19 protein-coding genes are annotated in these 21,610 nt (G+C 74.5%); 12 read left to right on the forward strand and 7 right to left on the reverse strand.

Going from position 1 to position 21,610, the window contains the following annotated elements; genetic code table 11:
• Positions 1 to 75 precede the first annotated feature (75 nt).
• Positions 76 to 1,065: a calcium-binding protein gene (locus AC3X7Z_RS07830; RefSeq protein WP_489975554.1), complete on the reverse strand. Its 990-nt coding sequence runs from the start codon at positions 1,063 to 1,065 to the stop codon at positions 76 to 78.
• 69 nt (positions 1,066 to 1,134) lie between these two features.
• Positions 1,135 to 1,983, reverse strand: coding sequence for a class I SAM-dependent methyltransferase (locus AC3X7Z_RS07835; RefSeq protein WP_489975555.1), 849 nt, complete (start codon positions 1,981 to 1,983; stop codon positions 1,135 to 1,137).
• Positions 1,984 to 2,115: 132 nt separating this feature from the next.
• On the opposite strand from AC3X7Z_RS07835, the gene AC3X7Z_RS07840 reads away from it, so the two are divergent.
• Positions 2,116 to 2,832: a Fic family protein gene (locus tag AC3X7Z_RS07840; protein WP_489975556.1), complete on the forward strand. Its 717-nt coding sequence runs from the start codon at positions 2,116 to 2,118 to the stop codon at positions 2,830 to 2,832.
• A 257-nt stretch (positions 2,833 to 3,089) separates the two neighbouring features.
• Here the strand turns inward: AC3X7Z_RS07840 and AC3X7Z_RS07845 are convergent, their stop codons facing one another.
• Positions 3,090 to 3,884, reverse strand: coding sequence for an HAD family hydrolase (locus AC3X7Z_RS07845; protein ID WP_186339971.1), 795 nt, complete (start codon positions 3,882 to 3,884; stop codon positions 3,090 to 3,092).
• Between the two features lie 153 nt (positions 3,885 to 4,037).
• Between AC3X7Z_RS07845 and ssd the strand changes: the two genes are divergently transcribed.
• The 7 genes from ssd to AC3X7Z_RS07880 all read left to right on the forward strand — a co-directional run bounded on the left by ssd (position 4,038) and on the right by AC3X7Z_RS07880 (position 8,697).
• Positions 4,038 to 5,051, forward strand: coding sequence for a septum site-determining protein Ssd (gene ssd / locus AC3X7Z_RS07850; protein ID WP_186339972.1), 1,014 nt, complete (start codon positions 4,038 to 4,040; stop codon positions 5,049 to 5,051).
• A gap of 80 nt (positions 5,052 to 5,131) precedes the next feature.
• Positions 5,132 to 6,292 carry a TadA family conjugal transfer-associated ATPase gene (locus AC3X7Z_RS07855; protein ID WP_241005409.1) on the forward strand — a complete coding sequence of 387 codons (1,161 nt, stop codon included), beginning with the start codon at positions 5,132 to 5,134 and terminating at the stop codon, positions 6,290 to 6,292.
• Positions 6,289 to 6,975 (forward strand): type II secretion system F family protein, encoded by a 687-nt coding sequence (locus AC3X7Z_RS07860; protein WP_489975557.1) that lies wholly within the window; start codon positions 6,289 to 6,291, stop codon positions 6,973 to 6,975. Before AC3X7Z_RS07855 ends, AC3X7Z_RS07860 begins: the two co-directional genes overlap by 4 nt.
• Positions 6,976 to 6,980: 5 nt before the next feature.
• Positions 6,981 to 7,658, forward strand: a complete 678-nt coding sequence (locus AC3X7Z_RS07865; protein ID WP_489975558.1) for a type II secretion system F family protein — start codon at positions 6,981 to 6,983, stop codon at positions 7,656 to 7,658.
• Positions 7,659 to 7,802: 144 nt separating this feature from the next.
• Positions 7,803 to 7,976, forward strand: a complete 174-nt coding sequence (locus tag AC3X7Z_RS07870; protein ID WP_186339976.1) for a DUF4244 domain-containing protein — start codon at positions 7,803 to 7,805, stop codon at positions 7,974 to 7,976.
• Positions 7,976 to 8,338 carry a TadE family type IV pilus minor pilin gene (locus AC3X7Z_RS07875; protein WP_489975559.1) on the forward strand — a complete coding sequence of 121 codons (363 nt, stop codon included), beginning with the start codon at positions 7,976 to 7,978 and terminating at the stop codon, positions 8,336 to 8,338. Before AC3X7Z_RS07870 ends, AC3X7Z_RS07875 begins: the two co-directional genes overlap by 1 nt.
• Positions 8,335 to 8,697, forward strand: coding sequence for an Rv3654c family TadE-like protein (locus AC3X7Z_RS07880; RefSeq protein WP_489975560.1), 363 nt, complete (start codon positions 8,335 to 8,337; stop codon positions 8,695 to 8,697). The genes AC3X7Z_RS07875 and AC3X7Z_RS07880 overlap by 4 nt, the downstream gene beginning before the upstream one ends.
• Positions 8,698 to 8,830: 133 nt before the next feature.
• Here the strand turns inward: AC3X7Z_RS07880 and AC3X7Z_RS07885 are convergent, their stop codons facing one another.
• Together AC3X7Z_RS07885 and AC3X7Z_RS07890 are read right to left on the reverse strand one after the other, a co-directional pair.
• Positions 8,831 to 9,136 (reverse strand): hypothetical protein, encoded by a 306-nt coding sequence (locus AC3X7Z_RS07885; RefSeq protein ID WP_186339979.1) that lies wholly within the window; start codon positions 9,134 to 9,136, stop codon positions 8,831 to 8,833.
• Positions 9,137 to 9,145: 9 nt separating this feature from the next.
• The gene (locus AC3X7Z_RS07890; protein ID WP_489975561.1) at positions 9,146 to 11,494 is read right to left on the reverse strand and encodes a DEAD/DEAH box helicase; all 2,349 of its coding nucleotides are present in this window, start codon (positions 11,492 to 11,494) and stop codon (positions 9,146 to 9,148) included.
• A 186-nt stretch (positions 11,495 to 11,680) separates the two neighbouring features.
• Between AC3X7Z_RS07890 and AC3X7Z_RS07895 the strand changes: the two genes are divergently transcribed.
• Entirely contained in the window at positions 11,681 to 12,016 is a 336-nt protein-coding gene (locus AC3X7Z_RS07895) for an anti-sigma factor antagonist (RefSeq protein ID WP_489975562.1), read from the forward strand.
• 201 nt (positions 12,017 to 12,217) lie between these two features.
• Positions 12,218 to 14,542, forward strand: a complete 2,325-nt coding sequence (locus AC3X7Z_RS07900) for a sodium-translocating pyrophosphatase (RefSeq protein ID WP_489975563.1) — start codon at positions 12,218 to 12,220, stop codon at positions 14,540 to 14,542.
• A gap of 150 nt (positions 14,543 to 14,692) precedes the next feature.
• Here the strand turns inward: AC3X7Z_RS07900 and AC3X7Z_RS07905 are convergent, their stop codons facing one another.
• Positions 14,693 to 16,813: an MMPL family transporter gene (locus tag AC3X7Z_RS07905; protein WP_489975564.1), complete on the reverse strand. Its 2,121-nt coding sequence runs from the start codon at positions 16,811 to 16,813 to the stop codon at positions 14,693 to 14,695.
• A gap of 63 nt (positions 16,814 to 16,876) precedes the next feature.
• Positions 16,877 to 17,770: a hypothetical protein gene (locus tag AC3X7Z_RS07910; protein ID WP_489975565.1), complete on the reverse strand. Its 894-nt coding sequence runs from the start codon at positions 17,768 to 17,770 to the stop codon at positions 16,877 to 16,879.
• A gap of 38 nt (positions 17,771 to 17,808) precedes the next feature.
• On the opposite strand from AC3X7Z_RS07910, the gene AC3X7Z_RS07915 reads away from it, so the two are divergent.
• Positions 17,809 to 19,290: a DUF7059 domain-containing protein gene (locus tag AC3X7Z_RS07915; protein WP_489975566.1), complete on the forward strand. Its 1,482-nt coding sequence runs from the start codon at positions 17,809 to 17,811 to the stop codon at positions 19,288 to 19,290.
• A 158-nt stretch (positions 19,291 to 19,448) separates the two neighbouring features.
• Complete coding sequence (locus tag AC3X7Z_RS07920; RefSeq protein WP_489975567.1) at positions 19,449 to 21,572, forward strand: PQQ-dependent sugar dehydrogenase; 2,124 nt, start codon at positions 19,449 to 19,451, stop codon at positions 21,570 to 21,572.
• The last annotated feature ends 38 nt before the right edge of the window (positions 21,573 to 21,610 follow it).

Consider the following 21,610-nt stretch of genomic DNA (forward strand, 5'->3'; position numbering starts at 1 on the left):
AGACCCTAGCGGCCGCAGGTCGAGTGCCGGGCCACGCGCGTACGACGGCGGGCTCGGCACGCGACCCGCTCGGGGTCAGCGCTCGCAGCGCCGCTCGCGCTCGGCGTCACAGCGGTCGCGGCCCTTGCCGCCGTCGGCCCGGTCGCGGCCCGGGCCGCCGAGCAGCACGTCGTCGCCGCCCTGGCCCCGGATGTCGTCGCGGCCGGGTCCGCCGCGCAGGACGTCGTCGTACGCCGTCCCGATGATCTCGTCGTCGCCGGCCCCGCCGAACGCGGACACCCGGCGGTGCGGGCACTCCGGGCGCGGGGTCGCGCGGTCGAGGAAGGTGACGAGCTCGTCGTCGCCACCCAGTCCCCGTAGCACGCTCTGACCGCACGCGGCGCCGGCCAGGCGGTCGACGCCGGGCGTCCCCAGGAGCGTGACCCGCTGCGCGACGCCGTACAGCATCCGGGGCGGGACACCGATGGTGGTCACGACGCGGCCGTCGAGGCGGACCACGGCCTCCCGTCCGTCCATCACGAGCCGGCGGCCGGGGGCCACCACCTTGATCCAGCCATCCGTCCGCCGGGCCGTCAGCGTGCCCACGATGTCGGGGACCGGTGCGCCGCGGGCGATCGTGTAGGTCACGAGGTCACCGCCGCGGTCAGCGACGACGGTGTCGTCGAGGCTGGCCTCGATCCAGTCCTCCTTGTCGCCTCCATGGAACACGTCCCGCCCCGGTCCCAGGTCGGTCTGCGTGTTGGACCCCGTGGCCGTGGCCACGACCACGTCGTCTCCGGGTCCGGCGTCGAGGTCGACGCCGCTGGGGTAGGTGTCGTTCTCGGCCGTCGTCACGCACACCACGTCGTCACCGTCGCCGGCGACCACGGGCTGGGCGCTGTTGGTGACGATCACGTCGTCACCGGGCGTGCCGGCCAGCTCCTCCCGGGGCGTCCCCACGATGGTGGCGGTCAGGCCGAGGCAGGTGGGCGGGTCGGCATCCTCGACACCACTCGCCGTCGCGGTCGGCCCGAGCAGGGCGAGGCCGAGCAGGGCGCAAGCGGTCAGTGACGTCGTACCACGCATGGGGCCCCCCGAGATCTGGTGTCAGCCGGTCGCCGGTGGGACGCACCGTATCCGCAGAAGGTTGTGGGCCTAGCGGAAGTCGATGAGCAGCATGTCGGTGTCGGTGCCGTCGCTCACGACGGGACCGTCGGGGTCCTCGTCGTCCGGGGCGGGCCCGGTGTCGTCCGGGTCGACCACGACCGCGCGGTAGCAGCGGGTGACGTAGGGGATCTGCATCCCGTCCATCCCGCGGCCGTAGTCGTCGTAGAAGGCGCGCACCCGGGCGAGGTTGTGCTCGCGCTCGTCGGGCTCCATCGCCGCGAAGCTGGAGCGCGAGCGCGCCAGGTCGAGGATCGTCTCGCGGTTGACCTCCTGCCACTGCTTGAAGGTCGCCTCCTCCACGAAGCCGAAGAGCTCGCTCTGCACGAGGTGGCCGGCGGAGCTGGTGTCGAGGTCCTGGCGACCGAGGAGGTCGCCGAGCCGGCGGACCCACGGGATGCGCTCGTCGCGGCTGTTCCACACGAGCGCGAGGTGGCCGCCCGGCTTGAGCACGCGGGCCGCCTCGGAGAGGGCGGCCTCGTGGTCGAACCAGTGGAACGCCTGGCCCACGACGACCACGTCGACCGAGCGGTCGTTGGCCGGGAGCGACTCCGCAGCCGCGACCTTCGCGCTCACCTCCGGCACCCGCTCGCGCAGCACCTCGAGCATCGCCTCGTCGGGCTCGGTCGCGAAGACGGCGTGGCCCTGGTCGACCAACGCGCGGGTGAGCTTGCCGGTGCCGGCCGCGAGCTCGAGGACGACCTTCGCGTCACCGCCGGCGAGCCAGGCCACCGCCTCGGCGGGATAGCCGGGCCGGCCACGGTCGTACGCCTCGGCGACGGGCCCGAAGGACCGTGCGAGGTCGACGGTGGCGGAGGTCTCGCGGTGGTCGTCGCTCATCCGCCTCAGGCTACAAGCGGGGCCCGGCCCGGTGCGCCAGCGACCTGCCCCGGGCGAGCGCCGATCGTTCGGGGGGCCGGGCGGGATGAGCCGGCGCCGGGGTCGGAGGTGGTCGCGACTACCGTCGTCGCCATGACCGACCCGCTCGCCTGGCTCGTCGACCTCGAGGGAGTGCCCTCGGCCTACGCGGCCACCCGGGACGGGATCGACGCGATGCTGCGCGACCGCGGCCTGCGGCGCACGTCGCCGGAGCTGACCGCCGAGTCGCTGCTGCGCGGCGCCCACGCGAGCGCGGTGCTGGAGGGGTCGTCCTCGACGCTCGAGGAGGTGCGCGCGGGCGAGGCCGACGAGATCGCGGCCGACGCCGTCCGGCTCTCGGCGTCGATGCTCGCGCTCGCCCCGCTGCTCAAGACCGCGCCGCTGCAGGCGATCGCGCGGCTGCACACCGTGGTCGCCTCGTCGGCGCTGCCGCCCGACCAGCTCGGTCGCCCGCGCGATGCCGCGTCCGCCGACCGGCTGCGCGGGGTCGCGGAGCTGCTGCTCGCCGACAGCGCGGCGCCGGCCCTGCTGGTGGCCGCCGTCGCGCACGCCGACGTGGCGACCGCCGCGCCGTTCGCCTCCCACAACGGCATCGTGGCCCGCGCGCTCGAGCGGCTCGTGCTGGTCTCGCGCGGCGTGGACTCGAAGTCACTCGTCGTCCCCGAGGCCGGGCACCTCGCCCTCCGCGCGGCGTACGAGTCCAACCTGCGCGCCTACAGCGAGGGCGGGCCGAGCGGGGTGCACGCGTGGGCGCTCTACGGTGCCGAGGCGTTCGCCGCCGGCGCCGAGGCGTCACCGTTGCGGGGCTAGGTAGCTGCGTCCGGACGTGCGAGCGGCACCCGCTCGCGTAGATCGGGTGCCGCCGCCGACACGTGACACCGTGGCTACCAAGCGTGCACTTCTCAATCGCTGCCTCGGGCGGACCCCGAACTGGCCAGCACCCCATCGGATGGGTGGATCGCCGCGTGGGTACCCGGATCACGTGCTGCTGTGGAGTTCTGCTTCAGTTCTAGCCCGGTCCGCGGCGACCTTCAAGGGTTGACTTTGCCCGGTGCCGGTGGGTCAGCTCAGCCGGCCGCGCGCCGTCGGTGGCTGGCCCAGATCAAGCCGCCCGCCGCCACCGCGCCGCCGACGGCGAGGGCCGCCAGCGTGGGTCGGGCCGGGGGCACGGGGAGCCGGCGGCGCAGGGCCACCGGGCGGACGAAGAACAGCACGGGCCAGTCCCGGGCGGCGGCGATGCGGCGCAGCTCGCGGTCGGGGTTGACGGCGAACGGGTGTCCGACGACCTCCAGCATGTGCACGTCGGTGACCGAGTCGCTGTAGGCGTAGCACTCGTCGAGGTCGTAGCCGACGGTCTCGGCGAGGTGCTCGATGGCCCGCGCCTTCTCCTCAGCGTAGGCGTAGTAGTCGATGTTGCCGGTGTAGTGGCCGTCGACGATCTCCATCCGGGTGGCGATCACCCGGTCGGCGCCGAGCATCTCGCCGATCGGCTCGACGACCTCGACGCCGGAGGCGGAGACGATGACGATGTCGCGCCCAGCGGCCCGGTGCTCCTCCATGAGGGTCACCGCCTCGTCGTAGACCAGCGGCTCCACGATCGTGTTGAGCGTCTCGTGGACGATGTCGCGCACCGTGGCGACGTCCCAGCCGGCGCACAGCTGCGACATGAACTCGCGCATCTTGTCCATCTGGTCGTGGTCGGCCCCGCCGGTGAAGAAGACGAACTGGGCGTACGCCGAGCGCAGCATCGCGCGCCGCGAGATGAGCCCGCCCGCCTGGAACTCACGGCTGAAGGCCAACGTGCTCGACTTGGCGATGATCGTCTTGTCGAGGTCGAAGAAGGCCGCTTGGGGGCGGGTCATGTGGCCATCGTAGGCGCCGACCCGCGACGCCGAGGGCTTGCGCCGTTCTCGGTCGGGCCAGCCGACGTCCACAGGTGCCGGCGTACGGCCATCGTCCACAGGCCGCGCGGGTGCGGGCTTCCCGGCGTCGCGCCCGGCGGCGACGCTGGCCGCATGTCCGTCCTCCTGATCACCCGGTCCCCGATCGTCCACGACTCGGTCGTCCCCCTCTGTGCGGCGGCGGGGGCCGGGGTCGAGGTGTGCGCCGAGCCGGCCCTGTCACTGGCCGCCTGGCGCGAGGCCGACCTCGTGCTGGTCGGCGACGACCTCGCCGCCGCGCTGGCCGGGCTCGCCCCGCCGCGACGGGCGGGCGTCCACGTCGTCGGGGTCGGCCTCTCCGACACCGCGTTCCGCTCCGCCGTGGAGCTCGGCGCGACCTCCGCCGTCGACCTGTCGGAGGGGGCCTCGTGGCTGTCGGAGGAGCTCGGCGACGTGGGCGAGCGGGCCTCACCCGGTCGTCTCGTCGGGGTCGTCGGTGGAGCCGGCGGCGCCGGTGCCACGACGCTCGCCTGCGCGCTCGCCCAGTGGCACGCGCGGCGCGCGCCCACGCTGCTCGTCGACGGCGACCCCCTCGGCCCCGGGCTCGACCGGCTGCTCGGCATGGAGGACCTCGCCGGCGTCCGGTGGGAGGCCCTCACCGAGACCGCGGGGCGTCTCGGCGCGCGTGCCCTGCGCGAGGGGGTGCCGCGTCGCGAGCACCTCGGCGTCCTCACCTGGTCGGGGCTGCGCCGTGCACTCGACGCGACCACCGCCCGCCGGGTCCTGCCGGCCGCGGTGCGCGGCCACGACCTCGTCGTCCTCGACCTGCCCCGTCACGGCGGCGCGGCGCGCGCCGAGCTGGTCGATCGCTGCGACGACCTGCTGGTGGTGACGCCGGCCACCGTCCCCGGCGTGGCGGCCGCCGCCCGTCTCGTCGCCGACCTCGGCGGCGCCGGGCGGGCGGCGCTCGTCCTGCGCCCGGGCGGGCTCGGTGACGCCGACGCCGAGCGGGTGACCGGGCTTCCCATCGCCGCCGTCGTCCCCGACCAGCGGGGGCTGGCCGCATCGCTCGACCGCGGCCTGGGGCCGCTGACCGGGCGCGGCCCGCTGGCGCGTGCCGCCCGCGACCTGCTGGCGGCCGCGGCATGAGCCATCCGAGGGTGGCTCCGTTGACGACGACCGGCACCACGACCGGGACCACGACCGGGCAGGCCGCCGGGCCGACCGCGGTGCCGACGGTGCCGGCGGTGGTCCTCGACGACGTGCGGCGCCGGCTGGCGGGCTCGGCCGGCGAGCTCACCCCGCACCGGGTCGCGGAGGCGCTGCGCGCGTCCGGGGCGCCGGTGGGCGACGCGACGGTCCTCGCCGTGCACGACCTGCTGCGCCGCGACGTGCTCGGGGCGGGTCCGCTGGAGGACCTGCTCCGCCTCCCCGACGTGACCGACGTGCTGGTCAACGGCCCCGACGAGGTCTGGATCGACCGCGGCGGCGGGCTCGAGCGTGCGTCGGTGTCGTTCCCCGACGACGCCGCGGTGCGCCGCCTGGCGCAGCGGTTGGCGGCCTCGGCCGGGCGCCGCCTCGACGACGCGACCCCGCACGCCGACGTACGCCTCGCCGACGGCACCCGCTTCCACGCGGTGCTGTCGCCGGTCGCGCGCTCGGGCACGGTGCTGTCCCTGCGCGTCCCCCGGGGTCGGGTGTGGACCCTGCCCGAGCTGGTCACGGCCGGAGCGGTGCCGCCCGACGGCGCGTTCCTCCTGGAGGAGATCGTCGACTCGCGGTGCGCCTTCCTCGTCACCGGCGGCACCGGCACCGGCAAGACGTCGGTGCTCTCCGCGCTGCTGTCGCTCGTCGATCCCGGCGAGCGCATCGTCCTGGTCGAGGACGCCAGCGAGCTGCGCCCCGACCACCCGCACGTGGTCGGGCTCGAGGGGCGCCCGGCCAACATCGAGGGCGCCGGGGAGATCTCGCTGCAGGTGCTGGTGCGCCAGGCGCTGCGGATGCGACCCGACCGGCTCGTCGTGGGGGAGGTGCGCGGCGCCGAGGTCGTCGACCTGCTGGCCGCGCTCAACACCGGCCACGGCGGCGGTTGTGGCACCCTCCACGCCAACTCCGCCGCCGACGTCCCGGCCCGCGTGGAGGCGCTGTCCCTCGCCGCGGGCCTGCCCCGCTCGGCCGCGCACAGCCAGCTCGCCTCGGCGCTCGACGTCGTCATCCACCTGGGCCGCGGCCGCGACGGGCGCCGACGGGTCCTCGAGCTCGGGGTGCCCGAGCGCGACGCCTCGGGGCTCGTCGCCCTCCGCACGGCGGCGACCTTCGAGGCCGACCGCGTCGTGCGCGGACCGGCCGCGGGTGCCCTGGCGGCGCGGCTGCGATCGGTGGCGTGGTGAGCGCGTGGCTGCTGGCGCTCGTCCTGGCCGCAGCCGTGGCCCTCGCGGTGCCGCCGGCGGGTCCCGCGCCGCCCCGTCGACCGGGCCGGAGCGGCCGGCGGGGCCCGGCCCGGGTCGTGGCCGCACGGATGCCATCGGGCCGGCGCGCGGTCGCGGCCGACCAGGCCGCGGTGCTGGAGGTGTGCGACCTGCTGGCCGCCGACCTCGCTGCCGGACGACCGCCCGAGGCCGCGCTCGCCGCGGGGGCTGAGCGCTGGCCGCCGCTCGGCCCCGTGGTCGAGGCCATGCGGTTGGGCGCCGACGTCCCCGACGCGATGCGCCGGCTGGCGGCGCAGCGGCGGGGCGCCGGCGACCTCCGCTGGGTGGCGGGCGCCTGGCAGGTCGCGCAGCACTCCGGCCACGGCCTCGCCGCGGCGCTCGAGCGCACGGCGGAGGGCCTGCGGGCGCGGCGTCGCACCCGCCGCCTCGTCGACTCCGAGCTCGCCTCGGCGCGCGCGACCGCCCGGCTCGTCGCCTGCCTTCCCGTCGCCGTGCTGCTGATGGGCTCGGGTGCCGGCTCCGACCCGTGGGCGTTCCTCCTCACGACGCCGGTCGGCCTGGTGTGCGGCATCCTCGGGCTCGCCCTCGTCGCGCTCGGCCTGTGGTGGATCGAGCGGCTCGCCGACCGGGCGGCCGCACCGTGACGTGGGTGGGCGTGGTGTGCGCCGCGCTGGCGGTGGCCGTGCTCGTGCAGTCGCCGCCGCGGGTGGGCCGGGTGAGCGGCCCGGCGACGCCCCGGCTGCGGCCGCTCGCGGTCGTGGGTGTCTCGCTCGGCGCCTGGCTGCTCGTCGGCGGGCTCGTCGGGGCGCTGGCCGCGGTCGCGGCGGGCGTGGGGGCGCGCCAGGTGCTGGCCGCCGCGGAGGCGCCGTCCGCGCGGCGCGAGCGCGAGGAGGTGGAGCGCTCGCTGCCACACCTGGTCGACCTCTTCGCCGCCACACTGCGCGCCGGGTCGGCGCCGGTGCCCGGGCTCGCGCAGGTGTGCGCAGCGCTGCCCGGACCCGCCGCCGACCGGCTGGTCCCGGTGGTGGAGCGCTCGCGATGGGGGGCGAGCGCTGCCGACGCCTGGTCGGCCGTGGCCGACGATCGCGAGCTCGCGCCGCTCGCCCGGGCGATGGTCCGCTCGCACGCCACCGGGGCGTCGGTGGTGCAGAGCGTGGAGCGGCTGGCCGACGAGCTGCAGCGCGAGTCGCTGGCCCGCGCGGAGGACGCGGCCCGCCGGGTCGGGGTGTCGGCCGCGGTCCCGCTCGGGGCCTGCCTGCTGCCCGCCTTCATGCTCCTGGGCGTCGTCCCGACGGTCGCGTCGCTGTTCGGCTCGGTGGCCCCGTGAGGCGACCGGGCCGGTTTCCGTCCACAGCCCGGCCGTCCCGGGCGGCCTCCACAGGCAGCCGGTCGGGCGGGTGCGCGGCGCCGCTCCACCCCCGACCGTGGTGTCGGCGGGGCTCATCGGGAGCCCCCGACGACAGGGGAGCACATGTTGGTCCAGCGTCACGACGAGTCCGGCATCACCACCGCTGAGTACGCCGTGGGCACCGCGGCCGGGGCGGGGTTCGCCGGCCTGCTCTACACCCTCCTGACCGGCGCGTTCGGCGACCAGCTGCTCGAGCGGCTCTTCAAGCACGTCATGAGCCTGCTCGGCATCGGCTGATGCGTCCGCTCGCCAGGGACCACACGGGCTCGGCCACCGCCGAGCTCGCGATCGGCGTCCCGCTGCTCGTCGCCCTGACCGCCGGACTGGTCTGGATGCTGGCGCTCGGTGCGGCGCAGGTGCGGGTCGTCGACGCCTCGCGGGAGGCGGCGCGCGCGGTCGCCCGCGGTGACGACGTCGCCGCGGCGACGTCCCTGGCGCAGCGCATCGCGCCCGAGGGCGCCCGGGTGCGGGTCCAGGTCGGCGAGGACGAGGTCGTGGTCACCACCACGGCGCGTGTCAGGGGGCCGGGCGGCCTGCTGGGGTCGCTGCCCGGGGTGACGGTCTCGGCCGACGCCCTTGCGCTGGCCGAGGCGTCGTGACGCCCCGGCCCGCGCGAGCCGAGGATGCGGGCGGTGCGACCGTGCTGGTGGTCGCGATGGCCGGCGTGCTGCTGTTCGTGACGGCCGGGCTGGCCGCCGCCGGCGGGCTCGTCACCGCGCAGCGGCGCGCGCAGGGCGTCGCCGACCTGGCCGCGCTCGGCGCCGCGGCGGCGCTCGCCGGCAGCAGCGCGGCCGATCCGTGCGCCGCCGCCGCTCGGGTCGCCGGCGCCCACGGGGCCGCCCTGGAGCGCTGCGGGCTCGCCGGCCCGACGGTCACTGTCACGGTGGCGGTCGCCGGACCCGACGTCCCCTGGCAGGAGGTGCGGGTCACCGCCGACGCGCGGGCGGGGCCGGGGTGAGCACGGGGCCGGGGTGAGCACGGGGGTGAGCAGGGCGGGTGGTGGTTCGCTGCGCGCCCGACTGGGGCCGGTGCGGCACTCAGACCGTGACCAGTCAGCGGTGGACAGACCGGCCGGCCGGCCGGGGCAGGGGTCAGGGAGTGTCGCGGCGCTCGGGGTCGTCGACGCGGCGCTCGGACTCGACCCGCTCGAGCTTCTCGTTGAGCTTGTTGAGCTCCTTGCGCTCGCGGCGGTGGGCGATGCTGCGTCGGGTGCCCCACTTGAGGATCGTGAAGCCCCACAGGATCGCGGCCCCGGCGGCCACCCCGACGAGGAACGACTCGAGCGTCGTGACGTCGAAGCCGAGGAGCTCGCCCCCGCTGCCCGGCTCGCTGACGAAGATCGCGGAGAGCACGGCGATGCCGCCGAGGATGAGGAGGCCGAGGCCGAGGATCACCATGGGGCGAATCTAGTCCTGTCCGGCGGTCCGCGGTGCCCCCGAGAGGAGGGCATCGAGCAGGAGGATCGCGCCGTCCTTGTCGAGGGGGTTGTTCTGGTTGCCGCACTTGGGCGACTGGATGCACGACGGGCAGCCGGTCGCGCACTCGCAGCTCGCGATCGCCTCCCGGGTGGCGTCGAGCCACGCGACCGCGGTGCGGAAGCCGCGCTCGGCGAAGCCGGCCCCACCCGGGTGGCCGTCGTAGACGAACACCGTCAGCAGGCCGGTGTCGGCGTGGCGCGCCGTGGAGACGCCACCGATGTCCCAGCGGTCGCAGGTCGCGAACAGTGGGAGCAGCCCGATCGAGCAGTGCTCGGCCGCGTGGGCCGCGCCCGGCACGTCCACGGCGGCGAGTCCGGCCTCGGCCACGACGTCGTCCGGCACCGTCCACCACACGGCCGTCGTGCGCAGGGTGCGCTCGGGCAGGTCGAGCGGCTCCTCCGCGACCACCTCGCCGGAGGGTTGGCGGCGCTTGAGGAAGGAGACCACCTGGTGGGAGACGTCCACCTCGCCCAGCGCGAGCTCGCAGCCGCCCCACGAGCGGCGCTCGCGGGTGGCGACGATGCCGATGTCGGTCACCTCGCGGGCCGTGGTCGTGTAGGTGGGCTCGTCGCGTCGCATGGTGGCGACGTGGTGCTCGAGGTCGAGGTCCTCGACCAGCCAGGTCTCGCCCTGGTGGACGTAGACCGCACCGGCGTGCGCCTGGTTGTGCGCGCCACCGGCGTCGACCGTGCCGACCACCCGGCCGGTGCCGGCCTCGACCAGCTGCACCGGCGACCCGCCCGCCGACCGGATGTCGGCCAGGTCGGCGGCCCGGCTGCGGTCGGTCCAGAACCATCCCCGGGGACGGCGGCGCAGCAGCCCCAGGGTCGTCAGGTCGTCGACGACCTCCCGGGCGCTGGGGCCGAACAGGGGCAGGTCGGTCTCGGTCAGCGGCTGCTCCTGGGCGGCCGCGCAGAGGTGCGGACCCATGACGTGGGGGTTGGCCGGGTCGAAGACCGACGCCTCGACCGGGGCGCCGATCAGCTTGTCGGGGTGGGTCACCAGGTAGGTGTCGAGCGGGTCGTCCTTGGCGACCAGCACCCCGAGCGCGTCCTGTGCGCCGCGCCCGGCCCGCCCGACCTGCTGCCAGAACGCCGCCCGGGTGCCCGGGAAGCCGGCGATGAGCACGGCGTCCAGGCCGCTGATGTCGATGCCGAGCTCGAGCGCGTTGGTCGCCGCCAGCCCGACCAGGTCGCCGCGACGCAGCGCGGCCTCGAGCGCGCGCCGCTCCTCGGGGAGGTAGCCGCCGCGGTAGGCCGCGACCCGCCCGGGCAGCGACGGGTCGACCTCGGCCAGCAGCTCGGAGGCCGACATTGCGACCTGCTCGGCGCCGCGCCGCGACCGGATGAACGCCAGGGTGCGGACGTCCTCGGCGACGAGGTCGGCCAGCAGGTCGGCGACCTCCGACGCCGCGGCCCGGCGCACCGGGGCGCCGTTCTCGCCGGCGTGCGAGGTGAACGGCGGCTCCCACAGCAGGAGCGAGACCCGGCCGCGCGGCGAGTCGTCGCGGGTCAGCGCGACCACGTCGAGCCCGGTCAGCCGTGACGCGGTGACCTCCGGCTCGGCGACCGTCGCCGAGGCGAGCACGAACGTCGGGTGCGCGCCGTAGATCGCGCACACCCGCCGGAGCCGGCGCAGCACGTGCGACACGTGCGCGCCGAAGACGCCGCGGTAGTGGTGGCACTCGTCGACCACGACGTACTGCACCGACCCGAGCAGTCGCGACCACCGGTGGTGCGCGGGCAGCAGTGAGCGGTGGAGCATGTCGGGGTTGGTCAGGACGTACTCGCCGAAGTCGCGGGTCCAGTCGCGCTCCTCGCGCGAGCTGTCGCCGTCGTGGGCGGCCAGTCGTACGTCGAGGCCCAGCGACGACAGCCCGGCGAGCTGGTCGTGGGCCAGCGCCTTGGTGGGCGCGAGGTAGAGCACCGAGGCGCCCCGCTCGCCGCGCGGACCCCGGGCCGCCCGGATCGCCGAGAGCGCCGGGAGCTGGTAGGCCAGCGACTTCCCCGACGCGGTGCCGGTCGCGAGGATCACGTGGTCGCCCGCGTGGGCGGCGTCGGCGGCCACGACCTGGTGCCGCCAGGGCCGCGCCAGGCCCTGGGCGGCGTACGCGCCGCGCACGTCGTCGGGCACCCAGTCGGGCCAGTCCTCGTGCACCGCCTCGCGGGCCGGGAGCACCTCGAGGTGCCGCAGCCGGTCCTCGCGCCCGGGCACGCCGGCGAGCCGGCGGACCAGCGCGTCGACGGGTGGCAGGACGCCGGGGCGGGAGGGGTTCACCCACGCAGTCTGGCAAAGGGCGGTGACGCCCGCCGGAGGTGGCGTCCGCCACCAACGCGACACCATGTGGAGAGGACTCCTGCGCAACACGTGGGACTCGTGGTTTGATACGACCCGAAAGAACCAGGGGCACGTGCGTGCCTGAAGGCGCACTGTCCGAACGAATTCGGGGACCGGGGAGCAGTCGTGGATCTCACCCTTGCGACACGCGAGGTGGATGGCCGTGCCGTCGTCGCGGTGGGCGGCGAGATCGACGTCTACACCGCGCCCAAGCTGCGCGACTGCATCACCGAGCTCGTCGGAGCCGGCACCTACGACATCGTCATCGACCTCGAGGCGGTCGAGTTCCTCGACTCCACCGGCCTCGGTGTGCTGGTCGGAGGCCTCAAGAAGGTCCGCGCCCACGACGGCTCCCTCGACCTGGTCTGCACCCAGGAACGGCTGCTCAAGATCTTCCGGATCACCGGCCTGGCCAAGGTCTTCGTGATCCACGACTCCATCAGCATCGCCCCCGGCGCCTGACCCACCGGCTGTCCCGCAGCCCGGCCCTGCGCCGCGCGCCACCACCCCTCCGGACGTGTCCGGAGGGGTTTTGTCATGCCCGGATCCGGCGCCCCAGTGTGGTCTGGGTCACGCCGCCCCGTGATCTGGGTCACGTCTGCGTAGACTCCGGCGCGTTCACGGATCTTTTCCAGCAGCAGCTCAAGTCCGAGGAGGACACGCATGACGGGGATCTTGCCCGCGGTCGTTGCCAAGCCCGAGCTCGAAGGCGGCAACCTCGTCCTGGTGGTCGTCGTCGCCCTGATCGCGCTCGCCGCGCTCGGGTTGGCCGCGATGTTCAGGTCGCAGGTGCTCGCCGCGGGCGAGGGCACCGACAACATGAAGACGATCGCCCAGGCCGTGCAGGAGGGCGCCAACGCCTACCTGCAGCGGCAGTTCCGGACCCTGGCCATCTTCGCCGCGATCGCGTTCTTCGCGCTGCTCGTGCTGCCGGCCGACGACACCACCGTGCGCATCTTCCGCTCGGTGTTCTTCATCATCGGCGCAGGCTTCTCGGCGGCGGTGGGCTATCTCGGCATGAACCTCGCCGTGCGCGCCAACCTGCGCGTCGCTGCCGCCGCAGAGACCACCGGCCGCGAGCCCGCCATGACCATCGGCCTTCGCACCGGCGCCATGGTCGGAATGCTGACCGTCGGCCTCGGCCTGCTCGGTGCCAGCCTCGTCGTCCTGTTCTTCCAGGACGAGGCGCCCGACGTGCTCGAGGGCTTCGGCTTCGGTGCCGCGCTGCTCGCCATGTTCATGCGGGTCGGCGGCGGCATCTTCACCAAGGCTGCCGACGTCGGCGCCGACCTGGTCGGCAAGGTCGAGCAGGGCATCCCCGAGGACGACCCGCGCAACGCCGCCACGATCGCGGACAACGTCGGCGACAACGTCGGCGACTGCGCCGGCATGGCCGCCGACCTCTTCGAGTCCTATGCCGTCACGCTGGTCGCCGCGCTGATCCTCGGTTCGCAGGCCTTCGGTGACAAGGGCCTCGTCTTCCCCCTGCTGATCCCGGCCATCGGTGCTCTCACCGCGGTCGCGGGCGTCTACCTGACCAAGCCCAAGGCGGACGAGAACGGCCTGACGACGATCAACAAGTCGTTCTACATCTCGTCGGGCATCGCCGCCTTGGCGAGCGTCGTGCTGTCCTACCTCTACCTGCCGAGCAGCTTCGCGGAGTTCACCAACATCGCCGTCGACCTCGCCGGCGCCGAGGGTGACCCCCGCTTCATCGCCGCCTCCGCAGTGGTCATCGGCATCGTGATGTCCGCAGGCATCCTGGCCCTCACCGGCTACTACACCGGCACGGAGTACCGCCCTGTCAAGGACGTCGGCAAGACCTCCCTGACCGGCCCGGCCACGGTCATCCTGTCCGGCCTCTCCGTCGGCTTCGAGTCGGCCGTCTACACCACGCTCGTCATCGGCGCCGCGGTCTTCGGCGCCTACCTCCTCGGCGGCGCGGCCCTCACGGTGTCCCTCTTCGCCGTCGCCCTGGCGGGTTGCGGCCTGCTGACGACCGTCGGAGTCATCGTCGCGATGGACACCTTCGGTCCCGTCTCCGACAACGCGCAGGGCATCGCTGAGATGTCCGGCGACGTGAGCGAGGAGGGCGCGCAGATCCTCACCGAGCTCGACGCGGTCGGCAACACGACCAAGGCGATCACCAAGGGGATCGCGATCGCCACCGCGGTGCTGGCCGCGACGGCGCTGTTCGGCTCGTACGCCACGTCGGTGTTCGAGTCGCTCGCCGAGGCCAACGTCGGCATCGACGAGGCCTACCTACTGGACTTCAGCGTCTTCAACCCGGCGGTCATCGTCGGCGTGCTGCTCGGTGCGGCCGTGGTGTTCCTCTTCTCCGGCCTCGCCATCAACGCGGTCGCCCGCGCTGCCGGTGCGGTCGTGATGGAGGTCCGCCGCCAGTTCCGCGAGATCCCCGGGATCATGGAGGGCACCGGTCGACCGGAGTACGGCAAGGTCGTCGACATCGTCACCAAGGACTCGCTGCGCGAGCTCGTGACGCCCGGCATCCTCGCGGTGCTGGCCCCGATCGCGGTGGGCTTCGGCCTCGGCGCGACCGCCCTGGCCGGCTTCCTCGCCGGAGCGATCGGCACCGGCACGCTGATGGCCGTCTTCCTGGCCAACGCGGGTGGGGCGTGGGACAACGCCAAGAAGCTGGTCGAGGACGGCCACCACGGCGGCAAGGGCTCGGCCGCCCACGAGGCCACGATCATCGGGGACACCGTCGGCGACCCGTTCAAGGACACCGCCGGACCGGCCATCAACCCGCTCATCAAGGTGATGAACCTGGTCTCCCTGCTCATCGCGAGCGCGGTCGTCTCCCTGAGCGTCGGCGACGACCAGAACGACGTCCTGCGCATCGTGATCGCGCTGGCCGCGGTCGCGATCATCACGGTGGCGGTCGTCATCTCCAAGCGGCGCGAGGTCGCGATCGCCGACGACGGCGACAACTCCGGGTCCAGCTCGCTGGCACCGCACCACGCCTGACCCGCTCCACCCCGGGCCCCGCGAGGGGGCCGGGTCGCTCCACCCGCCCCGGCGGCCGGTCGCTCCTGCGACCGGCCGCCGTCGGCGTTCCGGGGTAGGACGGGGCGGGACTCGCGAGCCGACGGTCGTACGCAGGGCGCGACCGAGGCGTCAGCCTCCCGGACGCCACCAGTTGCGCTCGCCGAGCAGCGTCATCGCGGCCGGCAGCAGCAGTCCGCGGACCACCGTGACGTCGAGGAGGATCGCCACGGTCATGCCGACCCCGACCTCCTTGACCGCGACCAGCTCGCCGGCGGCGAACCCGATGAACACCACCGAGATGGCCAGCGCGGCCAGCGTGACGACCGGTCCGGACGCGGTGATGCCCGCGAGCACCGCGCGGTCGTTGGCTGCCCGGGTGCCGGGTGCGGGGACCGGCCGGTTGCGGCGCGCCACCGGCGGGAGGTCCCACTCCTCCTTGATGCGGGCGACGAGGAACACGTGGTAGTCCATCGAGAGCCCGAAGGCGAACATGAACAGCAGCAGCGGCGTGGTCAGGTCGAGGCTGCCGGTCGCGGTCCCGCCGAGCAGCGGGCCGCCCCAGCCGTGCTGGAAGACCAGCGTGACGACCCCGAGCATGGCCGCCAGCGAGAGCAGGTTGAGCAGCAGGGTCTTCACGGCGATGACCGGCGCCCCGGTGAGCCGCAGCAGGAGCAGGCCGGCGACGAGCACGACGGCGGCGACGGCCAGCGGCGCTCGATCGGCCAGCGCCGCCCGCGCGTCGACCAGCTCGGCGGCGGGGCCTCCGACGTGCACGCGTACGTCGTCGGCGAGCGCGCGGACGTCGGCGACCGCCCGCTGTGCCGCGGGTCCGCTGGTGGTGCCGCGGGGCATCACGCTGTAGCGGCTCCAGCCGTCGGGCAGGCCGTCGCGCAGGAAGACGTCCTCGACGTCGTCGAGCGCGGCCATCCCCTCGGCCAGCGCGGTGAGCCGCGGATCGTCGGGCGGCGCGTCGACCAGCACGTCGATCGGTGCGGTCGCGACGTCGGGGTAGTCGCGCTCGATCACCTCGACGACGGTGCGGGCCTCGCTGCCCGGGGGCAGCGACCGCGCGTCGGAGGCGCCCAGCTCGAGGCCGAGCAGGGGCGTGGCCAGCACGAGGAGGAGCCCGGTCGTGGTGACCAGCACCGGCCACGGCCGCGCCTGCGCCAGCCGGGCGAGGCGGGCGAGCACCGAGCGCTCGGGCGGCCTCGCGGGTCGTCCCCAGGCGCCGCGGTCGGCGGCGGGCACCCGCCGGTGGGCGACGGACAGCAGCGCGGGCGTGAGGGTGAGGCCGGCGGTGGTGACGACGGCGACCGCCACCAGCCCGCCGACCGCCATCCCGGTCAGTAGCGGGTCCCCCAGCAGGAGCAGGGCGGCCACGGCCGACCCGACGGTGACGCCCGAGACCAGCACGGTGCGCCCGGCGGTGGCCAGCGTCCTGCCGAGCACGGCCTCGAGGTCCGGACGGCGACCGGCGGCCGCGCGCTCCTCGCGGAAGCGGGCCAGCACGAGCAGGCTGTAGTCGACGCAGAGGCCCAGGCCCAGCACGCTGACGACGTTGACCGCGAAGTCGCTCACCGAGGCGACGCCTGCCAGACCCGCGAGCGCCAGCAGCGAGACGGAGACCGCGGCGAGCGCCGTGGCGACCGGCAGCACGCCGGCGACGAGTCCGCCCAGGGCCACGGCGAGCAGCACGAGGAGCACCACGAGCGCCGCACCCTCGCCGCGCGCGGCGTCCTGGACGGCCTGGTCGGTGAAGGTCCGCTCGGCCAGCAGGTCGCCGCCGACGGCGACGTCGGGGAAGGGGGTCTCGCGCAGCGCGTCGGCGATGCGGTCGGCCAGGGCCAGGGCCTCGTCGTCGCCGAGCGCATCGTCGAGCCCGACCTCCACCACCGCGCTGCTGCGGTCCTCGGCAACGAGCTCGTAGGCACCGGTCGTCCACGGGTCCCGCACGTCGACCACGCCGGGCAGCTCGCGGATCGCGAACAGCACCTCCCCGGCCGCCTCGCTCGTGGCGGGGGCGACCGGGTCGGCGCCCGAGAGCAGCGCCACGACCCGTTCGCCCTCGGTGTCGAGGGCGTCGAGCCGCTCGTCGACGACGCTCGACTCGGCCCCGGCGCGCGGACCGACGTCCTCGGCCTGGTCGAAGACCGATCCGCCCAGCACGGCACCTGCCACGACCAGCACCGCCCACAGGGCCAGCACCACCGTCCGCCGGCGGTGCACCCACCGGCCCATCCGCTCCAGCACGCGGTGACTCTAGTCACGGCCGCGGCCGCCGGGGGCGGACGTCGGCTGATGGCCCGGACGCCGTCAGCGCTCGCCGAAGTGCGGTCGGGTCAGCTCCTCGGCCAGCCCGCCGAGCGCGGTGTGGTCGTCGGTGTCGCCGGTGTGCGGCCCCTGCAGCCACTGGGCGAACGACCAGACCTCGGAGAGGCGCCACTCGAGGTCGAACAGCCGCACCATCTGCGGGTCGTGGTCGACGTCGCGGCCCTCGTGCACCAGCGTGGCGAGGTCGCGCTCGCGCGGCGCCAGGAGCAACGACTCCCAGTCGACGAGCCAGGTGCTGCCCCGGGCCAGCCACTGGTTGCGCACGTGTGGCTCACCGTGGGTGACGACGTACGTCGCGGGGTCGGCGAGCTGGACCAGGCGCCCGTGCTCGCGTGCCCACCCGCCCACAGCGGCGAGGTGCTCCAGCAGGAGCCCGCGGGCGGCCGGGCCGAGCGGCCCGACCCAGTCGCGCTGGAGCAGGTCGCGCAGCAGGATCGACAGGTCGGACGGAATCTCGGTCCCCCAGGCGCGTGCCGTGGCCGGTGCCGGCGCGGCGTGCAGGTCGGCGAGCATGCCGGGCAGCTCGGGGACGGACGCCTCCGGGCGTCGCCCCTGCAGCCAACCGGTCACGCTCGCCGTGCGCGCGCCGAGCGGCACGGTGAAGGCGTCGTCGGCGCTCGGGACGGACGGCCACACGAAGGGTAGGTCGAGGGCGGCCGCTGCGGCGTACGCCGCCTCGAGGGTCGCCCGCGTGTGGCGGGGGAGGTCGGGGTCGAGGGTCAGGAACAGGATCGGCTCCCCGGCCACGTCCACCCGCCAGTGGTGCGCCCCCCACCCGACCGGCAGGTGCTCGACGGCATCGGCGCGCGGCTCCCAGTGCCGACGGACGAGCGCCAGCACATCGTCATCGGTCACGTCCGGGGGGCGTTCGAGCACCCCGGCATCGTGGCACGGTCGTCTGGAAGGCTGGGGCCATGCCGTCCGACCTCGACCTCGCCGCCCCGCTGCGCGAGGCCCTGCTCGCCGCCGACTTCACCTACGACCGGGTCGCCGAGGCCATCGGGGAGGAGGCCCACCGCGCGCTCGGGCGCAACGAGACCCTGCCCGCGCTGCGGCGTACGACGTCGGGCTCGGCGCTCGACACCCTCGTGCGCCTGTTCCTGCTGCAGGCGCCGGTCGCGCGCGACGCGGCCGAGCGGGCGTTGCCGGGCCTGGTCGACCGGCTCTGCAACGCCGGCCTGCTCGAGCAGAGCGTGGCCGAGGTGGCCGCCCGCACCGACTGCCGGCCCTACGCCACCGACGAGCGCGACCTGTGGGTGGTCTCCGACCTGACGCCCGGCCTCGACGGTGCGCCGGTCGCCGTCGGGCCCGACCACGTGCTGGGCATCTCGAGCGCGTCGACGAGCCTGGCGCAGCTGACCATGCGCGAGCCGGTCGACAGCGCGCTCGACCTGGGCACCGGGTGCGGGGTGCAGGCGCTGCACCTCGCGGCCCACGCCGGCACCGTCGTGGCCACCGACGTCAACCAGCGCGCGCTCTGGATGACGCGCCTCAACGCGGCGCTCAACGAGGTGGAGGTCGACGTCCGCGGCGGCTCGTTCTTCGAGCCGGTGGCCGGCGAGCGCTTCGACCTGATCAGCACCAACCCGCCGTTCGTGATCTCCCCGGCGACGGGGGAGCGGCTGGTCTACCGCGACTCCGGCCTGCCCGGCGACCGCGTCGTCGAGCACATCGTCCGCACCGGGCCCGACCACCTCACCGAGGGCGGCTGGCTGCAGGTGCTGGCCAACTGGGCGATCGTGGCGGGCCGGCCGTGGGACGAGCGGCTCGGCACCTGGCTGCGCGACGACTGCGACGCGCTCGTCGTGCAGCGCGAGACCCTCGACCCCGCCGCCTACGTCGAGCTGTGGCTCAAGGACAGCGGTCACCACGGTCGCCCGGGCTACGCCGAGCGCTACGACACGTGGCTGTCGTGGCTGGAGGAGGTCGGCATCGAGGGGGTCGGGTTCGGCTGGATCAACGTGCGCCTCGGCGGCACCGGTCAGGTGGGCTCGCGCCACGACCTGCTGGAGTGGCCCTACGACGTGGAGCAGCCCATCGGCCCGGCGATCCACGCGTGGGGCGAGTCGGTCGCCGACCTGCGCGACCTCTCCGACGAGGCGCTGCTCGCGACCCGGCTGCGGGCCCGCGAGGACGTGCAGCAGGAGACGGTCGGGCGCCCCGGCGCCGAGGATCCGGAGGCGATCGTGCTGCGCCAGCACCGCGGCTTCCGGCGCGCCCGGACCGCCGACACGGTCGAGGCCGCGCTCGTCGGCGCGAGTGACGGCGACCTCACGCTCGGCCAGCTGCTCGGCGCCCTGGCGACCCTGGTCGGGCGGGACGAGGCCGACCTCCGGTCCGGCTACCTCCCGGTGGTGCGCGAGCTGGTGGGCGAGGGCTTCCTGGCGCTCGGCTGAGCCGTCGCGCCGGGTCGGGGCCACCCGACCGGGTGGGGTGGTCGGTGCCCTTGTGCCGGGAGGTGACCAAAAGACGATCGCTCGTTGACGTGACCCCGCTCACATGCCTACGTTGCAGATCGGCTCCTCGCCACCTCGGGATACAGGAGAACCATCTGATGAAGCACCACCTCCGCGCAGGGCTCACGGTCGCCGCCGGCGCCGCCCTCTGCCTGCCCCTGCTGACCGTGACCACCGTCGCCACGGCGCACGAGGGCCACAGCGACTCGACCGCGCCACCGCCGTCCAAGCAGTTCCAGAAGGTCACCCTCAACGACCGGCCGGGGGAGCCGCTCGACCTCGCCGTGCTGCCCGACGGCGACGTGCTGCACACCACCCGCGCCGGCGTGATCTGGCACCACGACGCCCAGACCGGCACCAACCGCGTCGCCGGCCGCATCCCGGTCTACCTCCACGACGAGGAGGGGCTGCAGAGCATCGCCCTCGACCCGGGCTACGACGGCAAGAAGAACACCTGGGTCTACATGTACTACTCCCCGCCGCTCGACACCCCCGCCGACGACGAGAGCACCGCCTCCATCAACGAGGGCGACGCGCCGGAGACGGGCACCAAGGCCGACTTCGAGCGCTACGACGGATTCCTGCGGGTCTCGAAGTTCCGCTTCGTCGACGGCCAGGTCCAGCTCGGCACCGAGCGCAAGGTGCTCGACGTCCCCGTCGACCGCGGGATGTGCTGCCACGTCGGCGGCGACATCGTCTTCGACTCGGCGGGCAACCTGATCCTGTCGACCGGCGACGACTCCAACCCGTTCCAGTCCGACGGCTACGTGCCGCTCGACGAGCGCGCCGACCGCAACCCCGCCTTCGACGCCCAGCGCACCGCGGCCAACACCAACGACCTGCGCGGCAAGATCCTGCGGATCACCCCCAAGGCCAAGGGCGGCTACACCATTCCCAAGGGCAACCTGTTCCGCCCCGGCACCCCGAAGACGCGCCCGGAGATCTACTCGATGGGCTGGCGCAACCCGTTCCGCATCGAGATCGACCCCGAGACCGACAACCTGTGGGTGGCCGACTACTCGCCCGACGCGAAGAAGTCGAAGGCCGGCCGCGGTCCCGCCGGCCACGGCAAGTGGGCGGTCGTCGACGGGCCCGGCAACTACGGATGGCCCTACTGCGCCACCGCCAGGATGCCCTACAACGACTACGACTTCGCGAAGAAGAAGAGCGGCAAGAAGTTCGACTGCGCGGCCCCGGTCAACACCTCGGTGCACAACACCGGCAAGCGCCGGCTGCCGCCGGTGGAGCAGCCGGAGGTCTGGTACTCCTACGGCAAGTCCAAGCAGTTCCCCCAGCTCGGCAAGGGCGGCATCGCCCCGATGGCCGGCCCCGCCTACCAGTTCGACCGCAAGCTCACCCGCGGCAAGAACCCCGTCGCGTGGCCCGAGCGCTACGACGGCACCCCGCTGTTCTACGAGTGGACCCGCGACTACATCAAGGGCATCCACGTCGACGGCACCAAGGTCGGCATCGAGGACGTGCTCCGCGGCTTCGTCGTGGACAACCCGATGGACATGGAGTTCGGCCCCGACGGCGCGCTCTACGTGCTCGAGTACGGCGACGGCTACTTCGCCGAGAACCCCGACGCGCAGCTCGCCCGCATCGACTTCGTCGGCAAGGGCGGCAACCGCAGCCCGATCCCGAAGATCACGGCGGAGCCCACGGCCGGCCGTGCGCCGCTGACGGTGGCGTTCAGCAGCAGGGGCACCAAGGACCCCGATGGGGACAAGTTGCTGCGCTACGCGTGGGACTTCGACAGCGACGGCACGGTCGACAGCCGCAAGCGCAACGGCACCTTCACCTACACCCAGGACGGCAGCTACCGCGCCTCACTGAGGGTCACCGACAAGGGCGGCCGCTGGGCCTCGGCCGACGTCGACGTCACCGTGGGCAACCAGGCGCCGGAGGTCGAGTTCGTCACCCCGGTCGAGGACCAGGCGTTCCGCTTCGGCGACACGGTGTCCTACGAGCTCAAGGTCACCGACGACGAGCCCGTCGACTGCAGCCGGGTCACCGTGACCTACGTGCTCGGCCACGACACCCACGGCCACCCGCAGTCCACGGCCACGGGGTGCTCCGGATCGCTGGTCACCACGGTGCCCGGTGGTCACGACCCGGCCACCGACGACCTCGCCGCCGTGTTCGTCGCCGAATACACCGACACCGGCTCGCAGCCCGGCCTCAGCGGCTACGCCGAGGTCGTGCTCGACCCGGCCGGCTGACGCAGAGCCCCGAGAGTCCCCCGACAAACCAGGAAGAA

The sequence above is a fragment of the Nocardioides sp. Z24_21 genome, assembly GCF_058134345.1.

Excerpts from the sequence above, each read along its gene's own strand:
- AC3X7Z_RS07920 (WP_489975567.1), top strand. The coding sequence starts at position 19,449 with ATGAAGCACCACCTCCGCGCAGGGCTCACGGTCGCCGCCGGCGCCGCC.
- AC3X7Z_RS07845 (WP_186339971.1), bottom strand. The coding sequence starts at position 3,884 with ATGACCCGCCCCCAAGCGGCCTTCTTCGACCTCGACAAGACGATCATC.
- AC3X7Z_RS07830 (WP_489975554.1), bottom strand. The coding sequence starts at position 1,065 with ATGCGTGGTACGACGTCACTGACCGCTTGCGCCCTGCTCGGCCTCGCC.
- AC3X7Z_RS07835 (WP_489975555.1), bottom strand. The coding sequence starts at position 1,983 with ATGAGCGACGACCACCGCGAGACCTCCGCCACCGTCGACCTCGCACGG.
- AC3X7Z_RS07870 (WP_186339976.1), top strand. The coding sequence starts at position 7,803 with ATGTTGGTCCAGCGTCACGACGAGTCCGGCATCACCACCGCTGAGTAC.
- ssd (WP_186339972.1), top strand. The coding sequence starts at position 4,038 with ATGTCCGTCCTCCTGATCACCCGGTCCCCGATCGTCCACGACTCGGTC.
- AC3X7Z_RS07900 (WP_489975563.1), top strand. The coding sequence starts at position 12,218 with ATGACGGGGATCTTGCCCGCGGTCGTTGCCAAGCCCGAGCTCGAAGGC.
- AC3X7Z_RS07885 (WP_186339979.1), bottom strand. The coding sequence starts at position 9,136 with ATGGTGATCCTCGGCCTCGGCCTCCTCATCCTCGGCGGCATCGCCGTG.
- AC3X7Z_RS07840 (WP_489975556.1), top strand. The coding sequence starts at position 2,116 with ATGACCGACCCGCTCGCCTGGCTCGTCGACCTCGAGGGAGTGCCCTCG.
- AC3X7Z_RS07875 (WP_489975559.1), top strand. The coding sequence starts at position 7,976 with ATGCGTCCGCTCGCCAGGGACCACACGGGCTCGGCCACCGCCGAGCTC.
- AC3X7Z_RS07915 (WP_489975566.1), top strand. The coding sequence starts at position 17,809 with ATGCCGTCCGACCTCGACCTCGCCGCCCCGCTGCGCGAGGCCCTGCTC.